Origin of the sequence: Vibrio splendidus 12E03 (genome assembly GCF_000272105.2) — a bacterium.
Lineage (GTDB): Bacteria > Pseudomonadota > Gammaproteobacteria > Enterobacterales > Vibrionaceae > Vibrio > Vibrio splendidus_I.
The window spans coordinates 24,159-43,183 of record NZ_AJZD02000070.1 but is presented as its reverse complement, the minus strand read 5'-3'; the positions used below and the strand labels follow the sequence as shown (position 1 = coordinate 43,183).

Annotated in this window: 18 protein-coding genes; 6 read left to right on the top strand and 12 right to left on the bottom strand. The window is 43.9% G+C overall.

Annotation, left to right across the window (positions count from 1 at the left end):
* The first annotated feature begins 169 nt into the window (after positions 1-169).
* Entirely contained in the window at positions 170-685 is a 516-nt protein-coding gene (locus A142_RS06555) for a cytochrome b (protein WP_081324694.1), read from the top strand.
* A 74-nt stretch (positions 686-759) separates the two neighbouring features.
* Here A142_RS06555 and A142_RS06550 read toward each other — a convergent pair whose 3' ends face one another.
* From A142_RS06550 to A142_RS06530, 5 genes are all read right to left on the bottom strand, one after another.
* Entirely contained in the window at positions 760-1,194 is a 435-nt protein-coding gene (locus tag A142_RS06550) for a hypothetical protein (protein ID WP_019820454.1), read from the bottom strand.
* 116 nt (positions 1,195-1,310) lie between these two features.
* On the bottom strand, positions 1,311-1,577 hold the full coding sequence (locus A142_RS06545) for a hypothetical protein (RefSeq protein ID WP_017059525.1): 267 nt from the start codon (positions 1,575-1,577) through the stop codon (positions 1,311-1,313).
* Between the two features lie 233 nt (positions 1,578-1,810).
* Positions 1,811-3,595: an ABC transporter ATP-binding protein gene (locus A142_RS06540; protein ID WP_019820452.1), complete on the bottom strand. Its 1,785-nt coding sequence runs from the start codon at positions 3,593-3,595 to the stop codon at positions 1,811-1,813.
* Positions 3,589-5,352, bottom strand: coding sequence for an ABC transporter ATP-binding protein (locus tag A142_RS06535; RefSeq protein ID WP_019820450.1), 1,764 nt, complete (start codon positions 5,350-5,352; stop codon positions 3,589-3,591). The genes A142_RS06540 and A142_RS06535 overlap by 7 nt, the downstream gene beginning before the upstream one ends.
* A gap of 493 nt (positions 5,353-5,845) precedes the next feature.
* Positions 5,846-6,364, bottom strand: a complete 519-nt coding sequence (locus A142_RS06530; RefSeq protein ID WP_019820448.1) for an NUDIX hydrolase — start codon at positions 6,362-6,364, stop codon at positions 5,846-5,848.
* Between the two features lie 388 nt (positions 6,365-6,752).
* On the opposite strand from A142_RS06530, the gene A142_RS06520 reads away from it, so the two are divergent.
* On the top strand, positions 6,753-7,013 hold the full coding sequence (locus tag A142_RS06520; RefSeq protein WP_017059521.1) for a putative hemolysin: 261 nt from the start codon (positions 6,753-6,755) through the stop codon (positions 7,011-7,013).
* A 39-nt stretch (positions 7,014-7,052) separates the two neighbouring features.
* A complete protein-coding gene (locus tag A142_RS25540) occupies positions 7,053-7,175 on the top strand; it encodes a hypothetical protein (RefSeq protein WP_019820444.1) in 123 nt (40 codons plus the stop codon).
* A gap of 4 nt (positions 7,176-7,179) precedes the next feature.
* Here the strand turns inward: A142_RS25540 and A142_RS06515 are convergent, their stop codons facing one another.
* The gene (locus tag A142_RS06515) at positions 7,180-8,058 is read right to left on the bottom strand and encodes a YdcF family protein (RefSeq protein ID WP_019820443.1); all 879 of its coding nucleotides are present in this window, start codon (positions 8,056-8,058) and stop codon (positions 7,180-7,182) included.
* 307 nt (positions 8,059-8,365) lie between these two features.
* Between A142_RS06515 and A142_RS06510 the strand changes: the two genes are divergently transcribed.
* The 3 genes from A142_RS06510 to A142_RS06500 all read left to right on the top strand — a co-directional run bounded on the left by A142_RS06510 (position 8,366) and on the right by A142_RS06500 (position 12,612).
* On the top strand, positions 8,366-9,736 hold the full coding sequence (locus A142_RS06510; RefSeq protein ID WP_019820442.1) for an L-serine ammonia-lyase: 1,371 nt from the start codon (positions 8,366-8,368) through the stop codon (positions 9,734-9,736).
* Between the two features lie 414 nt (positions 9,737-10,150).
* A complete protein-coding gene (locus A142_RS06505; protein ID WP_081324693.1) occupies positions 10,151-11,629 on the top strand; it encodes a peptide MFS transporter in 1,479 nt (492 codons plus the stop codon).
* Between the two features lie 200 nt (positions 11,630-11,829).
* Positions 11,830-12,612, top strand: coding sequence for a siderophore-interacting protein (locus A142_RS06500; protein ID WP_019820440.1), 783 nt, complete (start codon positions 11,830-11,832; stop codon positions 12,610-12,612).
* A 131-nt stretch (positions 12,613-12,743) separates the two neighbouring features.
* On the opposite strand, the gene gntR is transcribed toward A142_RS06500, so the two are convergent.
* The 6 genes from gntR to A142_RS06470 form a co-directional block, all read right to left on the bottom strand.
* Positions 12,744-13,745, bottom strand: coding sequence for a gluconate operon transcriptional repressor GntR (gntR, locus tag A142_RS06495; RefSeq protein WP_019820439.1), 1,002 nt, complete (start codon positions 13,743-13,745; stop codon positions 12,744-12,746).
* A gap of 139 nt (positions 13,746-13,884) precedes the next feature.
* A complete protein-coding gene (gene gndA / locus A142_RS06490) occupies positions 13,885-15,393 on the bottom strand; it encodes an NADP-dependent phosphogluconate dehydrogenase (RefSeq protein WP_019820438.1) in 1,509 nt (502 codons plus the stop codon).
* A 3-nt stretch (positions 15,394-15,396) separates the two neighbouring features.
* On the bottom strand, positions 15,397-15,894 hold the full coding sequence (locus tag A142_RS06485; protein ID WP_019820437.1) for a gluconokinase: 498 nt from the start codon (positions 15,892-15,894) through the stop codon (positions 15,397-15,399).
* A gap of 117 nt (positions 15,895-16,011) precedes the next feature.
* A complete protein-coding gene (locus tag A142_RS06480; protein WP_019820435.1) occupies positions 16,012-17,334 on the bottom strand; it encodes a TRAP transporter large permease in 1,323 nt (440 codons plus the stop codon).
* Positions 17,327-17,884, bottom strand: coding sequence for a TRAP transporter small permease subunit (locus tag A142_RS06475; RefSeq protein ID WP_019820434.1), 558 nt, complete (start codon positions 17,882-17,884; stop codon positions 17,327-17,329). The genes A142_RS06480 and A142_RS06475 overlap by 8 nt, the downstream gene beginning before the upstream one ends.
* Before the next feature lie 65 nt (positions 17,885-17,949).
* On the bottom strand, positions 17,950-18,966 hold the full coding sequence (locus tag A142_RS06470) for a TRAP transporter substrate-binding protein (protein WP_019820432.1): 1,017 nt from the start codon (positions 18,964-18,966) through the stop codon (positions 17,950-17,952).
* Between the last annotated feature and the right edge of the window lie 59 nt (positions 18,967-19,025).

The following is a 19,025-nucleotide window of genomic DNA, read 5'->3' as shown; positions in this document are numbered from 1 at the left end:
AACATCATTGATAATTATAAAACACCTGAAGCAACATCATTAATTTCTAAATTATAAAAATACCGCGTAATACTGTTCTATATAATTAATTCGCGATGCGAATATACCGAAAAATGGTTTATTGCATCGAGATGAATCTTATATTAATAACGATCAGAACGAGGTTAATTTGAATAATCCACGATACGATTTAGTAAGCCGTGTACTGCACTGGGTAATGGCTTCTGTAATCATCTATGCAACAATCGCAGGGTATGTGATGCACTATGTCACCAGTCATCCAGAGCTGTTTTCTTTTCTGTCAGTGCTCAACATGTCATTGGCGACCGTTGCGACGCCACTGCTTGTGGTTCGTTATATCTGGAGCCACTTTCGCTCATCGCCAAACATGCCAACCTCTGTGCCTGAAGGGCAAAAATGCGTTGCCAAGCTTGCACACTCTTTGATGTATCTTGTGATGTTTATGGTTTTCAGCACCGGCTACTTAATGCTAAAAGAACCGTACTCTTTATTTTGGTTAGTGAGTGTAAATAATCTAATTACCGACTCTGCAATCAACGGCTTCTTTTTCTATTTACATCGTGCCAGTTGTATTGCCCTAGCCTGTTTAATTGTGCTGCATATCAGTGCCGCACTTAAACATCACTTTGTCTCGAGGAACTATGTATTGAAGATGATGCTCTAGATTCAGAGAATTCAACACGGTTTGCACAAAAAAAGCCATAGAATGTTCGCTATGGCTTTCTTATTTCAATTTGATTACTTGGTTTGAGTATCAAGCATCACTTGCCAGTATTCACACTTGGCCAAAAACTCTTTTAAATAAAGCTCTGGGTTAGCAAGCTTCTCACCGCCCTTAACATCAGCGCCAGTCACTCGCCAAAATCCACGAGTGACCAAGTTTCGATGATAAATAAAATCGTTGAGTTCATTGGCCTTCAAAGGAAGTTGCTCACCAAACGTATTTTCGTAGCGGCTTAGAGTCGAGGCTTGTTCACTTGGCTTCTCCCTTAAAAAGGTATCCAAATCCAAACCTAATGACTGTTGCTGCTCTTTTGATAAGGCTTTAGCTAATTTAGAGATCAAACTGAACAGAGCCAACTCAACTTTTTGAGACGCTAATAACGATGCACCTAATAGCGCATGTTCGTTGGAAATGTGTTGTTCTGTTGATGAAACGGTTGCTGTTGTCACTGTGTTAACCTCAAATAATCATAACGGGTGTTACTGAACTGGATAGAGTCTTTTCACTAAGCTGAATCTTATTCTTGTCATTAAGAAGAATCTTGCAGCTAAGCAGAGTCTTGCGCCTAAGCAGAATCTTTTAGCAGAACACGGTCAGCATCAATAATGGTGAAGCCTGATGCATCTTCATTCTTTTCGACTTGCACTAAACCTTTAAAACCAATCTGCGACAGCTTCTTCGCAAGTTGATCTGGTGCTGTTTCAAAAACAACATTCATAAAAGGTAAAGACTCAGCATCAACAAAACCATGCTCGTTAAACAGTTCCATTGCTTGAGATAAATGGTCTGAGTCGGTTAATTCGATAATTTCTACAACTTCTTCCAACAACATTTTCGATTCCATATTCGCCAGAAAGTGACTGACACAAGCACTTACGTTTTGCTCGCATACATCCCGATGCCCGAAGACACCCCTTTAGTAGTAGGGAGATCATAACATATTAATAATCGAAAAATATGTTTAATTTCCCTAACCTATTGGGAATATTAGAAAACAAGATAAATTGGTGAAGCATAGACAAGACCAATTCGTCTTATTGAAAGCAACAGCCTGATTTTGGGCAATTAGGCTAACGTAGCTTGAGAATCGCCCGTTTCTACAATCGATTCTTGTAACAAGCCAGCATAAATACCATTGTGCGCCACCAGTTGTTGATGATTACCTTGCTCAACAATTTCACCCTTTTCCAACACCAAAATGGTGTCTGAGTGACGAACAGTACTCAAACGGTGTGCAATCGCAATCACGGTTTTTTCCTTGAAAAGGCGCTGCATTGCTTTTTGAATCAGGTCTTCAGTGATTGAATCTACCGAACTGGTCGCCTCATCAAGCATCATCAATTGACCACCCTGTGCAACCGCTCGAGCGAACGAGATAAGCTGCGTTTGCCCTACAGACAAGTTAGAGCCGTTCTTTTCCAAGTGGAAGTCATAACCTTGTGGCAATTGTTCAATAAACTTATCGGCATAAACATAGCGCGCCGCCTGCTCAATCTCGGTACTTGATAGATGTTCTTTACCTAGTGCGATATTGAACGCAATCGTCTCTTCGAATAAATGCACATCTTGCATCATCATCGAGAACAAATGTGCCGAGTCTTCACTAGAGATCTGCGACAGCTCAATGCCATTCAACAAAATGCTGCCTTCATAGTCTTGGTAGGTTTTCGAGATCAAACGCAGAATCGTTGACTTACCTGAGCCTGTAGAGCCCACAAGCGCGATTTGATGCCCTTTCTCCAATACAAACGAGACATTCTTTAGAACGTACGGAGCATCATCTTTGTAGCGGAAGCTTACGTTCTTAAACTCCAGGCTCACAAACTGTTCGAGCTGTTTTTCAACCTTGTTAGATGGCAGCAGGTTGCGCCCTTCCTCTTCAGTCGGCTCAACAAACAGCTCTTCAATATGGTCAAACGCTGCAAATGAACTCTGAATCGAAGCAATCTGTGAAGTAAAGTCACGGATCGGAACAAACACTTTTTCTAAGGTGTTGATGAACGCAATCAGCACACCCAATGTGAGTGCCCCTTCTATCACTTGCTCAGAGCCATACCAGATCATAATCGCGATGGTGATAGAGGTGATGCCAGAGATAAACGAGAACAAAATCGCATCGTATTTATTGATCTTCTTCTGCGCTCTTAAAAACTCATCGGTATAGCCTTGGTAGCGTTGTTCGACTTGCTCTTCCGCTCGGTACATCTGAACGGTTTTCATGCCAAATAAGACTTCTTGCAAAAAGCCAATACCGCGAGCGAGCGAAGAACGAGTCACCTTATAGAGAGCACGAAGTCGGTTTCTCACATACACCGTCAAATACATCACTGGCGGCATAATGATCAATACAATCATCGTTAACTGCCAATCAATGAAGAACATCATCACCAACAGAGCAATGGTATTGATGCTGTCTTTAACTAGCCCGACAACCGACTGAACAAACGTCTCGCCGATGGTTTCCAAGTCACTGGTTAATCGTGAGAGCGTTACTCCAATCGGTGTGTTATCAAAATAGCTGCGCGGCAGTTTGAGCACGCGAGCAAACAATACTGATCGCATGTCAGTTATCGTGTATTGACCAGTTTTACGCAGGTTGTACGAATAGGTGGTATCCACCACATAACTCGCCACCAGCACGGCAACGAGATAGAAGACGTATTCGAGCAGGCCATCCATATCCCCGTGACTCAGGTGAACATCTATCACTTGAATGATCAGCCAAGGGAACAACAAGCTCGTGATGACAGAAAGAGGAAGCATTGCGATACCCAGAATCGCAGAACCTTTGTATTTCTTAGCAAACTTAAAAAAGTGCTTGAGGTACTTGAGATCAACACCTTTTAACATGCTGCTGCCTCCGTTTCATTCTGCTGTAGTTGCCATGTATCGTAATAGTAATCGCACGTTTTCAATAACGTGGCGTGGTCGCCCTTCGCGATCACTTTGCCTTCATTCAAGACGATGATTTCATCCATATATTCAAGGGCATTCACGCGGTGTGAAACCACAAGAACGGATTGATTTTCCAAACGCTTAAACAAGCCTTCTAAGATCCTACGTTCTGTTTCATAGTCGACAGCCGATAAAACGTTATCCATAATAATCAGGTCGGTTGGCTGCAATAAAGCACGAGCAATACTTAATCGCTGCTTCTGGCCACCAGACAACATGATCCCTTTTTCACCGACTAAGGTTTGATCGCCATGCTCAAAACGAGTGACATCACTGGCTAACTGACTTAGCTCTAAAACCTCATTAACCTGACTCTTCGCTAATTCAGTATCTGAACTACCAAAACGAATATTGTCTTCAACAGTTGCGGAGAACAAATAAGGGTCTTGAGTCACAGTTTTCACGTAACGACGTAAGTCACTGCGTGAGAAGCTAGTGATATCTCTTTCGCCAAGGAAAATAGAACCTTGTGGTACATCCAAGTGGTGGTTCAAGCAGTTTACTAAGGTTGTTTTACCCGCTCCGATTCCGCCTAGCACACCTACTTTCTTACCTGCAGAAATGTCAAAGCTGATGTCATCGAGAATCAGATGTTCTTCACCTGAATAGCTGAAGCTGAGGTTGCGAATAGAGAACGTTTTTCCCTTCAGCGATTCAACGTCTAACTCAGTAAGCTTACCTTCATCAAGCTCTGGAACTTTGGCATTAAGAATGGTTTGTGCACTTTGAATGCCCACCATGCCACGTTGATAAATGGTCGCGATTCTGCCTAATTGCATCAATGGCATTGCCAACAAAACGGAGTAAGTCAGAAAGGCGGTAATCTCACCAAGGGTTAGCTCTTGTCTCATTAACATGTAGCCACCAAGCCCAAGAATGATGATTTTCATCAGGTCATTGGCGTAGTCGAGTACCGGCATAAAGAAGACTTGGATACGTGTAATTTTAAGGCGGCATTCAAGTAATAACTGATTAAGCTTTTCAGTTTCAGCTTTCACCCAAGGTGACATCTGCTGGCTCTTAATCAAGTCAATCCCAGATAGGTAACTCATTAGCTGAGCAGACAGGTTTTGCAGACGTTTCATGTGCTCTAAATGCAGTGCTTTCATGCGTTTAAAACCCACACGGAAAATCACAAAAGCGATTGAGATAGGAATAATCGAATAAAGCGTTAATTCTGGCGATATGCGCCACATGTAAAGAGGTGTCAGCGACAACGCCAGCAGCGCATTAAAGAACTGGAGGAAACCCACACCAAACAACAAGCGTATGCCACCAAGATCATTATTGATAATGGATATTAGCCGACCAGAAGCAAAACGCTCATGAAAACTATTCGGTAAACGATTTAACTTTTTGAGCAATGTACTTTTAAGTGTAGCCTCTGTAATTCGCCCTGGATTAAGCGCGTAAATACGAGACAGAATACGTACTACTACCATAGCGACCGACATGCCAACTACCATCCACACATAACTTTGAAGTTGTTGATGGCCACTGGGAGAAGCATCATCAATCAAATCTATGGCGAGTTGAATATAGCGAGGGATCTCAACTTGCAACCAGTTGACGAGAAAAATGAACACAATCGCCAAAAAGTAAGAGGTGCGATTCATGCGCAGGTAATGGGCAATAAACTGTCTTTTATTCATAGTATTCTTTGTTTAGGGCAGGCTCACAGCGAGATTTAGCGATTTAACCGAGCAGTTTAGCTAAATAGGGTCATCGCTGAGGTAAAGGTACATCAAAAACACATAGTTGACAATATCAACCATATTTAATAATTAGTTTTCGCTATTACATTTTAGCATCGCTAGAAACAACTTTGCCGCCAAAAGTGGCGGCAAATAAATAGCTTAGCAGACTTGGGGCTGTTGACCTTTCGTGGTTAAGTTTTGTTCGATATAAAATCGTTTTAGGCGCGGCGAAGAGTATGTAGCCTAGCATTCTAAGCAAATATTCTTCAACAAAGCATAAAACGATTTTAGCCGAACCCTTCGGGCAGCTCTTGTGGTTCATTTCTACTGCGTTATCGGCTTTTCATGTAGGCCAACTACACGTCAAAACCTCTTCCTTGTATAAATTTCCCACAAGATGCTGCAAAACCCAGCTCGAAAGGTCAACAGCCCCAAGTATTGATAACGGCTAAAGCATCTCTTTGATAATCAAATGCAGCAGAAACGTTTCCCGCTCAATGCTCATGCCCTTTTTAGGGCTCTCTGCCATCGTCTTTTCGTTATGAGCGATCGCTTCATGGATATTCATCCACACCGGCTTCATCCCGTTTTTCACTTCATAATCTTCGTAAGCCGTTTCGCCAAGCTCACGATCAATCTTGCATGAGTAGCAGTAAGAAATCATGTGCATCATGTCTGCATCGTCTTTGTACCAAGGACGAAACTCTTCAAAAATACCGAACGGCTTGATGCTATGGATATTCTTCGCGCCAGTCTCTTCTTCAAGTTCACGAACCATACCTGCGATCACATCTTCACCTTCGTCCAAACCGCCACCAGGAATGGTGTAGTCGTGATAACGCTCTGTATAAAGCATCAAAATATCTTCGCCATCTAACACAATCGCACGAGCCGCGTTGCGCTTATATACCGTCTTATTGTCTAGGTGATCGATATCAGGGTGAATAGTGGTTTTTAGGTGTCTCATGATTCTGACTGCTCTACTGAATTTGGCGGCATCATATCATAATCATCAATAGATTCGAGGTTCTCCGTACCCCACAAGAACACATATCCTCTGGTTTTGATCGCAGTTCTCCCACGGCTATCGAGTCAAAGTAACCATCAAGTAGCACCTTATTGACGGAGGCCGTTCCTGTTATAACATCAGCTATGTCAGCTATGTCAGCTATGTCAGCTTGATCAAACACTCAAAAAGCACTTAAAAATAGCGAAATATCAACCTATTTCAATATCTTGACCAAATTAGGACAACCTTTTCTGAAATCTAAAATATACTAATTTCATAGAGCTTCTAATCTGGTTCTGTAGAACTTAACGCATTCGATTATAGAGTTATCACATAGGAGATAAACATGAAGAAAATTGGTTTGATGGCTGTATGTGCCGTTGTATTAGGCGGTTGTGCAAACGACTATGCAGAATATAGCGAAGGCCAACGTGTTTCAGTCGCTAACCCAGCAGCGGTTTATTGTGTTCAACAGGACGGTGAATTAGACACGGTTACTGAAAACAATCAGCGTACAACTTACTGTGTATTCGATGACGGCGAGCGCATTGAACAGTGGGAGTACTACCGCAATAACCATGAGCAAGATTCAGAAAACCAAAGTTAATCACTGTAAAAAAACACATGAGCCTTCTGGCACAATGTTATGGGCGATGATTACGTTCGAGCGGTTAAAAACATCGCCGAAGAAGGCACTGAACTTTTGGCTTACTGCCTGATTGCGTTTGCAAGCTTAAAGACCGTTATTGGCATCACCAAAAAAAAATAACGATTTATCGCCACCAGCGATGTGTGTGACCCGATTCCGGATCTAAATAACGATTCAATAAAGTCAGGTTAGTATCTAGTAGAGCTAGGTATTCCCTGACTTTTTTTACATCGCTACCCACTGAAGTCTGCTGGATACAGCGCTCCAATGCTGGGAGTAAACTCTCCACAATGTCAAAGTCAGATGAACGCCCAACGAGTTCCTTTACGGCTATCAGTGCTTCCAAAGACAGTCTTTCTGGCTCTTGTCTAACCAACTCCAAATCTCGCTTAAATGTGCCCGCACAGACACCTTCAAGATAAACTCGATAAGTGGTCAGTACATCCATGAGCAAAAACAATTGCCCTTGAGGGCCTTGATGAGGATATGGCACCGCCACATGAGCCTCTAACTGACGATCTATTTGCAAATCCACACCAAGCGCGGAACACCTGTCAACAAGCACTTTAAGCAAACCTTGCTCGTCCATTAGCGTTTGAATCTCAAAGATTCGTTGCAAGTGATAGTCATTCGACACAAACGTTATCTTTACACCTTGCCCACGAGTAAATAGACCACTCTCTATCATCTCAGCAGCTAAATTTTGGATGTTTTCTACAGTATTGGTTGAATGCTGCTCTAATAAAATCGCTCCCAGAGTAAACGGGACTTCGCGGAGGCTTTCCAACTCTCGAAAGTATCGGTGCATCGCATCAGCTTCCGAAACACTCTGCCCTTTGGTTACCCCACCACAAAAAGCGACCGCTGTGGACGAGCGAGGCTCTGCGTTCAAGGACTCCGCCAGATACTTCACCAAAGCATCAACTCGACTGATTCCTTCCTCAGTCAATTCATTCTCATTAAGCCGTTTACCCAGCACAATAAGGAGGTTATTAATGCTCATTTTATGTTCAAGTCTCGTTTTGGGGATTAGATGGAGTGAATTATGTATACAATACTTGTGAACAAAAGTATTTTGAAATTCTTATAAGTTGCTCGCAATAATGCTCACTATTGCAAAGCAACACAATAAGGTACTCGACAATCAAAGTGCAGCTTAAAAGCACAATAGCACGATCATAGGGTCCACAGGGCTACGCTGGTTAGCGTTAGTTTTAAACAGAGAACGCTTTCACATATATAAGTGAAACGAACAAAATACAAATTTTACACAGAGTTCGTCCATCGAACCGTCTTCACAGGAAGTTACTATGCTGTCTATTTTTGATATCTATAAAATTGGGGTTGGGCCTTCTAGCTCCCATACAAATGGACCAATGATCGCAGGGTTTAATTTTACCCAAAAGATTGAATCTGTACTTGACCAAGTTACCCGTATTCAAATCGACTTATACGGCTCACTATCATTAACAGGTATCGGCCACCACACTGACCGAGCAACCCTGTTAGGTCTACTTGGCAACCGCCCAGATACCATCAAAATAACCAGTGCTAATCTAGCAATGCGCAAAGCGATTGAAGACAAGTCTCTTATGGTGAGTGGTCACCATGAGATTCACTTCGATGTAGAGAGCGACTTGCTCTTTCACAAAACCAATCTGCCGCTTCATGAAAACGGAATGACAATCTCTGCGTTTGATGCGAGCGGTAAACTTTTGGATATGGAAACCTACTACTCGATTGGTGGTGGTTTCATCGCAACTGCAGATGAGCTGCAAAACGGCAAACAAGAGTCTGAAACCCAAGTTGAATTCCCTTTCTCATCTGCTGACCAACTCCTTGAGCTCGCTGATAAGAATGGAATGAGCCTTGGCGGATTAATCCTACGCAACGAAGTATCCTTCCAAGATATGGAAGCTATTGACCAAAAAGCAGATCAGATCTGGAAGGTGATGTCACTGTGTATGCAGCGTGGTTTTGATACTGAAGGTATCCTAGATGGTGGCCTTGAAGTCACACGTCGAGCACCCGCTCTTTTGAAAAAACTTGAAGCGAATGCCTCGATTGAGAACGATCCAATGGAGATCATGGATTGGATTAACCTATTTGCCTTTGCCGTAAGTGAAGAAAATGCAGCTGGTGGCCAAGTGGTCACATCGCCAACCAACGGTGCGGCTGGCGTTATTCCTGCAGTATTAATGTACTACCATCGCTTTATCAAAGAACTTGATACCAAGCAGCTCAAAGACTTTTTAGCGGTATCTGGCGCTATCGGTATTCTATACAAAACCAATGCGTCTATTTCAGGTGCAGAGGTAGGCTGCCAAGGTGAAGTTGGCGTATCTTCTTCAATGGCAGCAGCTGGCTTAACGGCCCTTCGTGGTGGCAGTAACGAGCAAATCTGTATCGCAGCTGAGATCGCGATGGAGCACTCACTGGGTATGACCTGTGACCCAATTGGCGGACTGGTTCAAGTACCATGCATTGAGCGTAACGCGATGGGCGCAATGAAGGCGATCAACGCATCACGTATGGCACTAAAACGTACGAGTAAATGTCTTATCTCGTTAGACAAAGTTATCGAGACCATGTACCAAACAGGTAAAGACATGAACAAGAAGTACCGAGAAACGTCGTTAGGCGGCTTAGCGGTGATCCACATGGCGCCACCGTGTGAATAGCAGACAAGAACACGAGTTCACAATACCCTTGTAGAAGGGTCATTCTTGTAAACTTAGTTTTCAATATCAAAACAAAGCCAGCCACCAAGCTGGCTTTTTATTGGCTCGAACCCAACCGGCAATTGAAAGTGATACTCACTTAAAAGCATATACCGAATGAGTCTCGCTAATTTTCCCTTTAATAGTTCATTACTTAGCCACAAATGAAACCGACTAATTTTTGCACAACCATGCATCCACTAGCAAAATCTAACATTGCAAATTTCATTCATGAGAAATATGAATGTACTCATAAGAAAAGATATATCGAGCAAAGTCCGGTTTGGGATAGATGTTTCAGTTTATGTATTACTATCAATGGTATTATAATTGGGTAATTACACTACATATTAATACTAATGTGAGAATAAAATAATGTGGAATAGATTAAACAAATCAATGATGTTCTGCCAAATGATGTTTGGACTTTCGTTCTATGGCGTCATGGTGATCTTGACTCGTTTCTTCCTTGAGGACCTGAACTACAACGAAGCCGACACCATGATGGTAGTTGGTGCTTTCTCTGCAATAGGACCGCTGTTTGCTATTGCCGGTGGTTTCATCGCCGACAAATTCTTAGGTGCTTACCGATCTCTAACTATCGCTTTCCTAGGATTCGCGAGTGGTTACGTTTTACTGGTACTCGGCGCAGCAGCAACCAATGTTCCTATGGCATTGTGTGGTATTGCGTTAGCAAGTTATGCACGTGGTTTGATGTCTCCTTCTTACCCAAGTCTCTACAAACGCACGTTCAAAACACAAGAAGATTTTGAAAACTGCTACCCTATCAACTACTCAGTAAACAACATTGGTGCACTGTTAGGTCAGTACTTATTCCCAATGCTAGTGCTTGTTGTTGGCTTCCACGGTGGCTTCCTTCTGTCTGCTGTTCTAGCAGGCGCGGCACTACTGATGATGTTGTTTGTTCGTAAAGGCCTTGTTGAAGCAAGTGCTGAAATCGACCAGCAACCAGTAAGCACTAAAAACTGGGCTGCTTTCCTAGGCTTATCTGCAGCAATGATCGGCTTAGTATTTTTCATGTTCTCTAACATGGATATTGGCCAAAACATCGTTTACGCGATCGGTGCTGCAGCCATTATCTACTTTGTCTCTTTGATGGTGAAATCAAAGAAATCAGACATGCTGAAAATGGGCACCATCTTAATCATCACATTCCTGACTACATGTTTCTTCGTGTACTACGGCCAAATGATGACATCGATGACAATGGTAGCAATCAACACCATGCGTGGTGACCTATTTGGCTTCATTCCTGTTGCACCAGAAGCGTCAATGGCAATGAACCCACTATGGTGTATGGTCGCTGGCCCTATTATCGCGGGTATCTTCTCTAGCCTAGAAAAGAAAAACATCAACTTCTCTACAGCAACGAAAGTAGGTTTCTCTTTCATCCTGACGGCTATCGCTTTTGGTATCCTGACAATGGCCGTGACTACCGTTGGTGAAGACGTTCTGATTCGCCCTGAAGTATTCCTAGCGATCCATTTCTTCCTAGCATTCGGTGAAGTAATTGTGGGCTCTATGGTAGTGGCGTTCATACTATCTGTGGCACCTAAGCACATCGAGAACTTCTCTGTAAGCTTATTCTCTGTAGCAATCGCACTATCAGGTATCGTTGGCGCGGTATTCTCAACGTCAATTGCACTAGAGAAAGGTCAAGAGATCACACAAGAGATCGTTCAAACAGTTTACGGCGACTACTTCCAAATGCTGACAATTCTTGCGGTAGTAATGGTAGGTATTGCAATGGGTGCATCTTTCATTATTCGTAAGATGCTAGAAGCAGCAAAAGCCGCTGATGAAACGATTGAACTAGAGCAAGCAAACAACTAATTCTGTTCGCTGAGCCAAACTAATCCTAAGAGCCCTTTAGTTTTCTAAAGGGCTCTTTTTTTGTCGGTTCTATTTCTTAATAGGATCTGTCGTATAAGTAGGTAGTACATGTGTAAATCAAAGTAAATGATAACTATTAGTATTGAGTGTTTTTTAGTTCAGGATTATGATGTGGAAATCAAAATCTAAGAGATCCTTATATGAGCAAACCTAGCCCTATCACATTAACCGTTACTCAAACCTCAACAATTACTCCAAACATGCAGCGCATAACGCTTAGCGGTGAGGGATTAAGTAAATACCCAACAGAATGTGCCGGCGGCTACATCAAGCTTTTATTCTCGCCACTCGGCACGACTGATTTAAGCCAACTAAACGAAGGTGAGCGCCCAACCATGCGCACTTACACCATTCGTCAGTACAATCCTGTAGAACAATGGATTGAAGTTGATTTTGTTCGCCATATCACTACAGATTTGCAATGTGGTTTTGCGGCTCGATGGGCAATGAATGCAAAAGTGGGTGACACGGTTTCAGTGGCTGGCCCAGGTTTAATTCAAGGTCTTAATCTAGAGTCAGACTGGTTCTTCTTAGTTGCAGACATGACCTCGCTCCCTGCACTTTCTGCAAAAGTAAAATCACTTCCAGAGCACGCAACAGGTCACGCTGTCATTCAGATCAATTCAGCATCAGACAAGCAAACACTTGAAGCGCCTCAAGGCATCAAAGTCACTTGGTTAATTGAAGATGAAACCTCAGAATCCCTTTCACAAACGGTTCGCAATTCAGAATGGTTAGACGGTCAGGTTTCGATTTGGACAGCGTGTGAATTTGAAAGTATGCGCGAGCTGAGACAATACTTCCGAAACGAAAAAGAAGTCGCGAAAGAGAACATCTACATTAGCAGTTATTGGAAGCGTGGCGTCACTGAAGATGGCCACAAAGTGTTGAAGCAACAAGATGCTCAAGCTTTAGCGGGTTAAGCCTGTTACTGCATACATCTTTTTGCTAGAGAAATAGAAAACGCCATAAATAGAAAACGCCCTTAGCGAAATTCATCTCGTTAAGGGCGTTTTAGTTTGAATCCGATGAAGATCAAAGCCGAAGTGTAAGATTAAATACTCTCCCCCACTTCAATCTCGTAACCGAGATCCAGCTTCGCTACCCAGTCATTGTTGCCTTGTAAACGCGCTACAACTTGCTCAGCAGCGACTTTACCGATCTGCTCCCTAGGTGTTACGACAGTCGCTAAACGCGGCGTCATCGCCACTGTGATATCGTGTCCGTGGAAACCTGCAATCGCCATCTGCTCGGGTACTTGAATACCACGTCGTACACACTCGTAAAAAGCACCAATCGCTAAATCATCGTTAGTACAGAAAATGCCATTCACTTCAGGGTGTTTCTCAAGTAGCTCACCAATCAGTTTTGCACCAAGAGTAAACGAGGAAGCGTCTTCCGTTTGCAGTGTCACAGGCGTTTTGTCGGCTTCTTGCATCGCATGCTCATATCCCGCCATTTTCAAGCGAGTACGTTCATCCATTCGAGCAGCCAAATAAGCGATATTGGTACGCCCTCGATCGAGCATGGTTTTAGTCATCGCTCTAGCCGCTTCGAAATTATCAAAGCCAACCGCTTGTTCAATTCTTGGAGACACCGAATCCATAATCTCAATCACAGGGATAGAAACGGTTTGGAGCATTTTACGCGCTCTATCGGTGTGCACGTTTTCTGAAAGGATAATCGCATCAACGTTGTAAGAAAGCAGTGAAGCGATGCTCTGCTCTTCCAGTTCAGCGCTATAGCCATAGTGGGCAATCATGGTTTGGTAGCCTGCGGGCGCTGTGACTTGTTCAATGCCACGGATAACTTCAGCAAAAACTTGGTTGGTTAACGAGGGAACCAAAACACCAATCGCATTGCTTTTTGCATTGGAAAGAATGTCTGGCGCACGATTAGGAATATAACCTAGCTCGTCTACTGCAGCGCTGATCTTATCGCGCAGAGCTTCTGATACTTGAGAAGAGTCTCGTAGGCAGCGACTGACGGTCATCTTAGTGACACCAACGAGGTTGGCAACATCTTGTAATGTGGGACGTTTTTTCTTATTCGACATAATTAGTAATTATTATTTTTGAGTTATGTTACTGGTAACAGTGTATCCGACTGACGTGGAATTTGAAGCCTAATTTAGTAAAATGTTGATACAGCGTCATAATTACAAACGCCCTCTTGTTGAGGGCGTTATTGATTGTTTAAGCGTTCACTTTTACTTCCGTTCTTGGAGACTGACTCCAAGTCACGTGAAACTTTTCAGCTTCATCTCTATCGACTCGCGAATAAGTATGAGAGCCAAAATAGTCACGTTGCGCTTGCAGCAGATTTGTAGGTAACACCTCACAACGTAATGAGTCGAAGTAACTCAGAGCAGAGCTGATTCCCGGCATCGGCACACCATATAAGGCCGAATTAGCCACAGCAATACGCCAAGCCAACTCACGCTCTTCCACTGGTTTGATGAAAGTCTCATCAAACAACAAGTTCGCCAACTCACTATTTTGTTGGTAAGCCGACGTGATACTTTGCAAGAAAGCAGCACGGATAATACAACCCGCTCGCCAGATCTTAGCTATTTGAGTGAAGTCTAGGTTCCAGCCTTCTTTGTCTGACGCTGTTTTCAACAAGTCAAAGCCTTGAGCATAAACAGACAGCTTGGCGCAGTAGAGAGCGTCATGAAGCTCAGAGACTACCTCCGCTTTGTCCAACTGGCTGGCATCCACAATATTGCCTTTTAGAAGCTGACTCCCTTGAATACGTTGTGATTTTTGACCGCTCATTGCACGAGCATAAACCGCCTGTGCGATGGTTGGTGTTGGGCAACCTTCTTGCAGGCTATTAACAGCCGTCCACAAGCCAGTACCTTTCTGTCCTGCTTTATCAAGCACAACCTCAACGAACGGCTTACCCGTTACAACATCTTCTTGTTGAAGAATGTCGGCGCTGATTTCCATCAGGTAACTGTTGAGAACACCTTGATTCCACAGCCCAAAGACTTGACCAATCTCTTGAGCTGGCATGTCCAGAACATCACGCATGAAATGATACACTTCGCAGATGAGCTGCATATCGGCGTATTCAATGCCGTTGTGCACCATCTTAACGTAATGACCGGTGCCAGAAGGGCCAACATACGCCGCGCACGCCTCACCCACTTCAAATTGAGCAACGGGTAAACCGTTCATATCCACTTTAGCAGCAATCGCTTCCCACATTGGTTTTACATATTGCCAAGCAGACTGGTCACCACTCGCCATCAGCGCAGGGCCAACACGCGCTCCTTCTTCACCACCCGAAACAGCGGTACTGAAGAAACGAAGCTTACCTTTGTAATTATGTTCACGTGTCTCGGTATCAGTCCACAAGCTGTTGCCCGTATCGATAACAATATCGTCGCTCTCCAAACCTGCATCAAGCAGATTATTTACGACGATATCGACCGGCTTTCCTGCAGGAACCGATAACGCAATAACACGCGGTTTTGCTATGTTCTGAAGCACATGTTCAAGGCTAGTGCCTTTGGTGAACTGACCTTTACCTTCAAAGGATTCATTAAGCTGCTTCGCTTCTGAATTTGCGCGATCGACGTTGTCAGCGTTTAAATCAAAACCCGCGACGTTGAATCCATTGTCGAGTAGGTTGAGCGCTAAGCTTTTGCCCATCACACCTAAACCAATCATCGCGATGTCATTTTTTATCTGAGTCATGGTTTAGCCTATCTGCTTAATTTGTTTAAGTGCACTTTCTACGACTTGCTCAACATCTTGCGAGATATCGACAAATAACGCTTCATCTAGCTCCGGTTCAACCAAGGTTTCAAACTGGCTTTTCAACATCTCTTGACCATTAAAATAATGATTTTCACGAGCTTTGTGACGATTCCAAATCGTATCGAAACTACCCTGTAGATAAACAATCACCAAGTCTTCATTGTTGTTGCGCAGAATATCGCGGTATTGCGGCTTTAGTGCCGAACAAGCGATCACAGCGCTTGGTTGTTCAATATATTGCTTATTCAGTGTTTCCAGCCATCCTTGACGATCTTCGTCTGTCAGCGGAATACCTTGACGCATCTTTTCTACATTGCTTTGCGGATGGAAGTCATCTCCATCAAAAAACTGGAGCGTTAATGCTTCTGCGATACGGCTACCAATCAGGCTTTTTCCGCATCCAGATACGCCCATCACGAGTATTTTTTTGCTTTTCATAAGGCAAGCCTTCCCTAAGCCCCAACCAAAACTGGGGCTGACAATCGAATCTAATAGTTAAACTTGTGTTGTTGCGGTTCGGTTCCTGACGCTAAGTCTGGTCAGGAACCTTCGCTGTTATTGCCACCAAAGCGCGAGTTGTGGAAAGACGATAACCAAGCCTAAAACCAACACTTGAAGTGCAATGAACGGCAGTAGTGACGTGAATATCTCACCCAAGCTGATGTCTTTTGGCGCTACCGATTTCAGATAGAACGCCGCAGGGCCAAATGGTGGTGATAAGAAAGACACCTGCATGTTTAGACAGAACACAACACCAAACCAAACTGGGTCGAAGCCAAGGCCAGTAATGATTGGAACGAAGATTGGCATTGTCAAAAGTGCTACACCGACCCAGTCAAGGAACATGCCAAGCACTAGCAAGATAGCCATCATGATTAACAGCGTAACCATTGCGTTGCCGCCACTTAGCGCAAGGATGGTTTCTTCAACAAAATCAATACCGCCCATCAGGTTGTAGATACCAACCAGAGCACTTGCACCGATACCAATCCACATGATCATGCCGCAAGTACGCATTGTTGCCATGGCACTCTCTTTCAGCATGTTGTAGTTCAGCTCACCACGGATTAGTGCACTGATCATAATACCAACCACACCCAAAGCAGAAGCTTCGGTTACTGAAGCGATACCTGTGTAGATACTGCCTAGAACGGTTGCTACTGAAAGCAGCGGGAAGAACAGAGCCTTGAAGTAGCTAGGTTGATTAGCGATGTCTTCTTCTGTCTCATCATCACTCGGAATCGGCGCAAGAGAAGGGTTTAGCTTACAACGAATCAATACGTAGCCGATGTAACAACCCGCGAGGATAAAGGCAGGTAAGAAAGACGCTTTAAACAAATCGCCAATTGATACACTGGCTGTCATGCCATAGATGATCAGTACGATACTTGGCGGAAGCATGGTGCCTAGCGCGCCACCCGCACAGGTTGTACCAATAGCAAGCTTACGGTCATAACCCAAGCGAAGCATTTGAGGCAGAGCAAGAATACCAAGTAGTACGGTTTCACCACCGATAACACCTGACATTGACGCCAATAACACGGCTACCAATAAAGTTTGTACCGCAACACCGCCGCGAACCTTACGGCCAACCGATTTCATGGCATCAAACAGGTCTCGTGCGATACCTGAACGGTCTAAGAGCGCTGCCATCAATACGAACATTGGGACGGCGAGGAATACATAACCAGAAGCAAAGCTGTAAGTTCGGCTCGCAATCAAAGGCAAGGCATCAGGGCCGAACCAACACAAGGTGAAGAAGATCGCCACGAAGCCTGTTACGAAGGCCAGCTGCATACCAGTGAGTAACAAGCCAATCATCATAACCAGCATGAGCAAACTGCCCCATGCGATACCAATAGAAGATAAATCAAACATCGTCACTCTTCCTTAGACCCATCAACTCTTGGATTAGGTGCAATACAAATTGGACAACAAGAACACACAAAACGACAAAGATCAGACCTTTAAGCAGCGCAGGATAAGGCGCGTTTAACACTGAGCCTGATGTCTCAAGACGAAATTCCCCCCAAGGTGCAAACCACGCTTCTTCTGCAGTGAAGTAAGCTGCGTAAGCGAGCATGCCTGCAAAGGCCAAACCAACAATGTGATGAACAAGATTAAGATACTTACGTGTTTGGTTAGACACTGAATCGTAGATAAGAACAACACGTACATGTTTATCAGCCGCGAAAGCGTAGATGCCGCCGATAATGAATAATGAACCACCGATAAATGAAGCCGTCTCGTGCACCCAAGTGGTTGGAGCGTCAAATGCATAGCGCATCACAACTTCGTAAAATGAAATCAATACAGTGAAGATAAATAACCAGCTAACTAAGTTACTGAATTTTATGATAAGACGATCAAGACCGTTTCTTGGCTTTTCATCGTTTTCAGCTGGTGCGTGAGGGATTTTGTCTGTCATGGGCCAAATTTCCTGGGAGAAAACGGGAGAGCAATGCCCTCCCCCATCAATAAGCTAAGTTTGAATTACAGTAAGCCGTTCTCTTCTAGGAACACGGTAACTGAGGTGTAAACTTTCTGTGCGTTATCAGAGCGCTCTGCAAATACTTTCCATTGACCTTTTGCGATCTCACGGAACTTCTTACGCTCTTCTTGAGACCAGTCATGAATCGTGATTTCTGGGTTCGCTTGTGCTTCTTTAACTGCTGCTTGGTCAGCCATCTTCAGCTGAGTTGTCATGTCGTAAGAGAAGTCACGAACTGACGTTTGTAGAATCGTTTGTAGATCAGCTGGCATCTTGTCCCACTTCTTCTGAGATACAGAGATATCGATAAGAGGCAGTGAGTGGAAGCCCGGTTGAACTGGGTGAGTAGCGATATCGTTCATGCCCGCTTTTTGGTTGGTAGAGAATACTGTGTAGTCCGCAGCATCAATTACGCCCTTGCTTAGACCGGTAAATACTTCAGAGCCCGGAAGGTTTACTGGAGTCGCACCCGCTGCTGCGAACACTTGTTGTACTAGACCTTCAGGTGCACGTAATTTAAGACCTTTAAGATCCGCGACACCGTCAATTGGCTTTTTAGAAATGAAAGACTCAACACCTGTTGTTGAAGCACCAACGAACTGAACACCGTAAGGCTTGTAAAGCTCAGTCATTAGCTCGTTACCGCCACCGTAGTTCATGTACTGAAGCAGTTGTGTTGTGTCTGACCATGCACCAACCATGTTACCGATAAGACCAAATGCTGGATCTTTACCAGAGAAGTAACCTGTTGCTGTGATGTGACCATCTAGGATGCCCATTTTGATCGCGCCTAGCGTTTCTGTGTGCTTAACCACAGCGCCTACAGGCAAAAGATCGATATCAATACGTCCGTTAGACATCGTCTCTACGCGCTCAGCCCACTTCTGCTGAACTTTGAAGTTCAAGTCACCAGAAGGGTCTGAAGATTGAATTTTAAGTTTAAAGTCCGCAGCCATTGCTGAAGTAGCAAATAGACCAGTGAGGGAGGCAGCAATCAGCGTTTTAGTCAGAGCTTTCATTTGGGTATCCTTATGAGTTTCACAGAGTCCGGTTTGTAATTATATGTTACCGGTAACGT

Excerpts from the sequence above, each read along its gene's own strand:
- A142_RS06545 (WP_017059525.1), bottom strand. The coding sequence starts at position 1,577 with ATGTTGTTGGAAGAAGTTGTAGAAATTATCGAATTAACCGACTCAGAC.
- A142_RS06540 (WP_019820452.1), bottom strand. The coding sequence starts at position 3,595 with ATGTTAAAAGGTGTTGATCTCAAGTACCTCAAGCACTTTTTTAAGTTT.
- A142_RS06535 (WP_019820450.1), bottom strand. The coding sequence starts at position 5,352 with ATGAATAAAAGACAGTTTATTGCCCATTACCTGCGCATGAATCGCACC.
- A142_RS06530 (WP_019820448.1), bottom strand. The coding sequence starts at position 6,364 with ATGAGACACCTAAAAACCACTATTCACCCTGATATCGATCACCTAGAC.
- A142_RS06520 (WP_017059521.1), top strand. The coding sequence starts at position 6,753 with ATGAAGAAAATTGGTTTGATGGCTGTATGTGCCGTTGTATTAGGCGGT.
- A142_RS25540 (WP_019820444.1), top strand. The coding sequence starts at position 7,053 with ATGGGCGATGATTACGTTCGAGCGGTTAAAAACATCGCCGAAGAAGGC.
- A142_RS06515 (WP_019820443.1), bottom strand. The coding sequence starts at position 8,058 with ATGAGCATTAATAACCTCCTTATTGTGCTGGGTAAACGGCTTAATGAG.
- A142_RS06510 (WP_019820442.1), top strand. The coding sequence starts at position 8,366 with ATGCTGTCTATTTTTGATATCTATAAAATTGGGGTTGGGCCTTCTAGC.
- A142_RS06505 (WP_081324693.1), top strand. The coding sequence starts at position 10,151 with ATGTGGAATAGATTAAACAAATCAATGATGTTCTGCCAAATGATGTTT.
- A142_RS06500 (WP_019820440.1), top strand. The coding sequence starts at position 11,830 with ATGAGCAAACCTAGCCCTATCACATTAACCGTTACTCAAACCTCAACA.
- gntR (WP_019820439.1), bottom strand. The coding sequence starts at position 13,745 with ATGTCGAATAAGAAAAAACGTCCCACATTACAAGATGTTGCCAACCTC.
- gndA (WP_019820438.1), bottom strand. The coding sequence starts at position 15,393 with ATGACTCAGATAAAAAATGACATCGCGATGATTGGTTTAGGTGTGATG.
- A142_RS06485 (WP_019820437.1), bottom strand. The coding sequence starts at position 15,894 with ATGAAAAGCAAAAAAATACTCGTGATGGGCGTATCTGGATGCGGAAAA.
- A142_RS06480 (WP_019820435.1), bottom strand. The coding sequence starts at position 17,334 with ATGTTTGATTTATCTTCTATTGGTATCGCATGGGGCAGTTTGCTCATG.
- A142_RS06475 (WP_019820434.1), bottom strand. The coding sequence starts at position 17,884 with ATGACAGACAAAATCCCTCACGCACCAGCTGAAAACGATGAAAAGCCA.
- A142_RS06470 (WP_019820432.1), bottom strand. The coding sequence starts at position 18,966 with ATGAAAGCTCTGACTAAAACGCTGATTGCTGCCTCCCTCACTGGTCTA.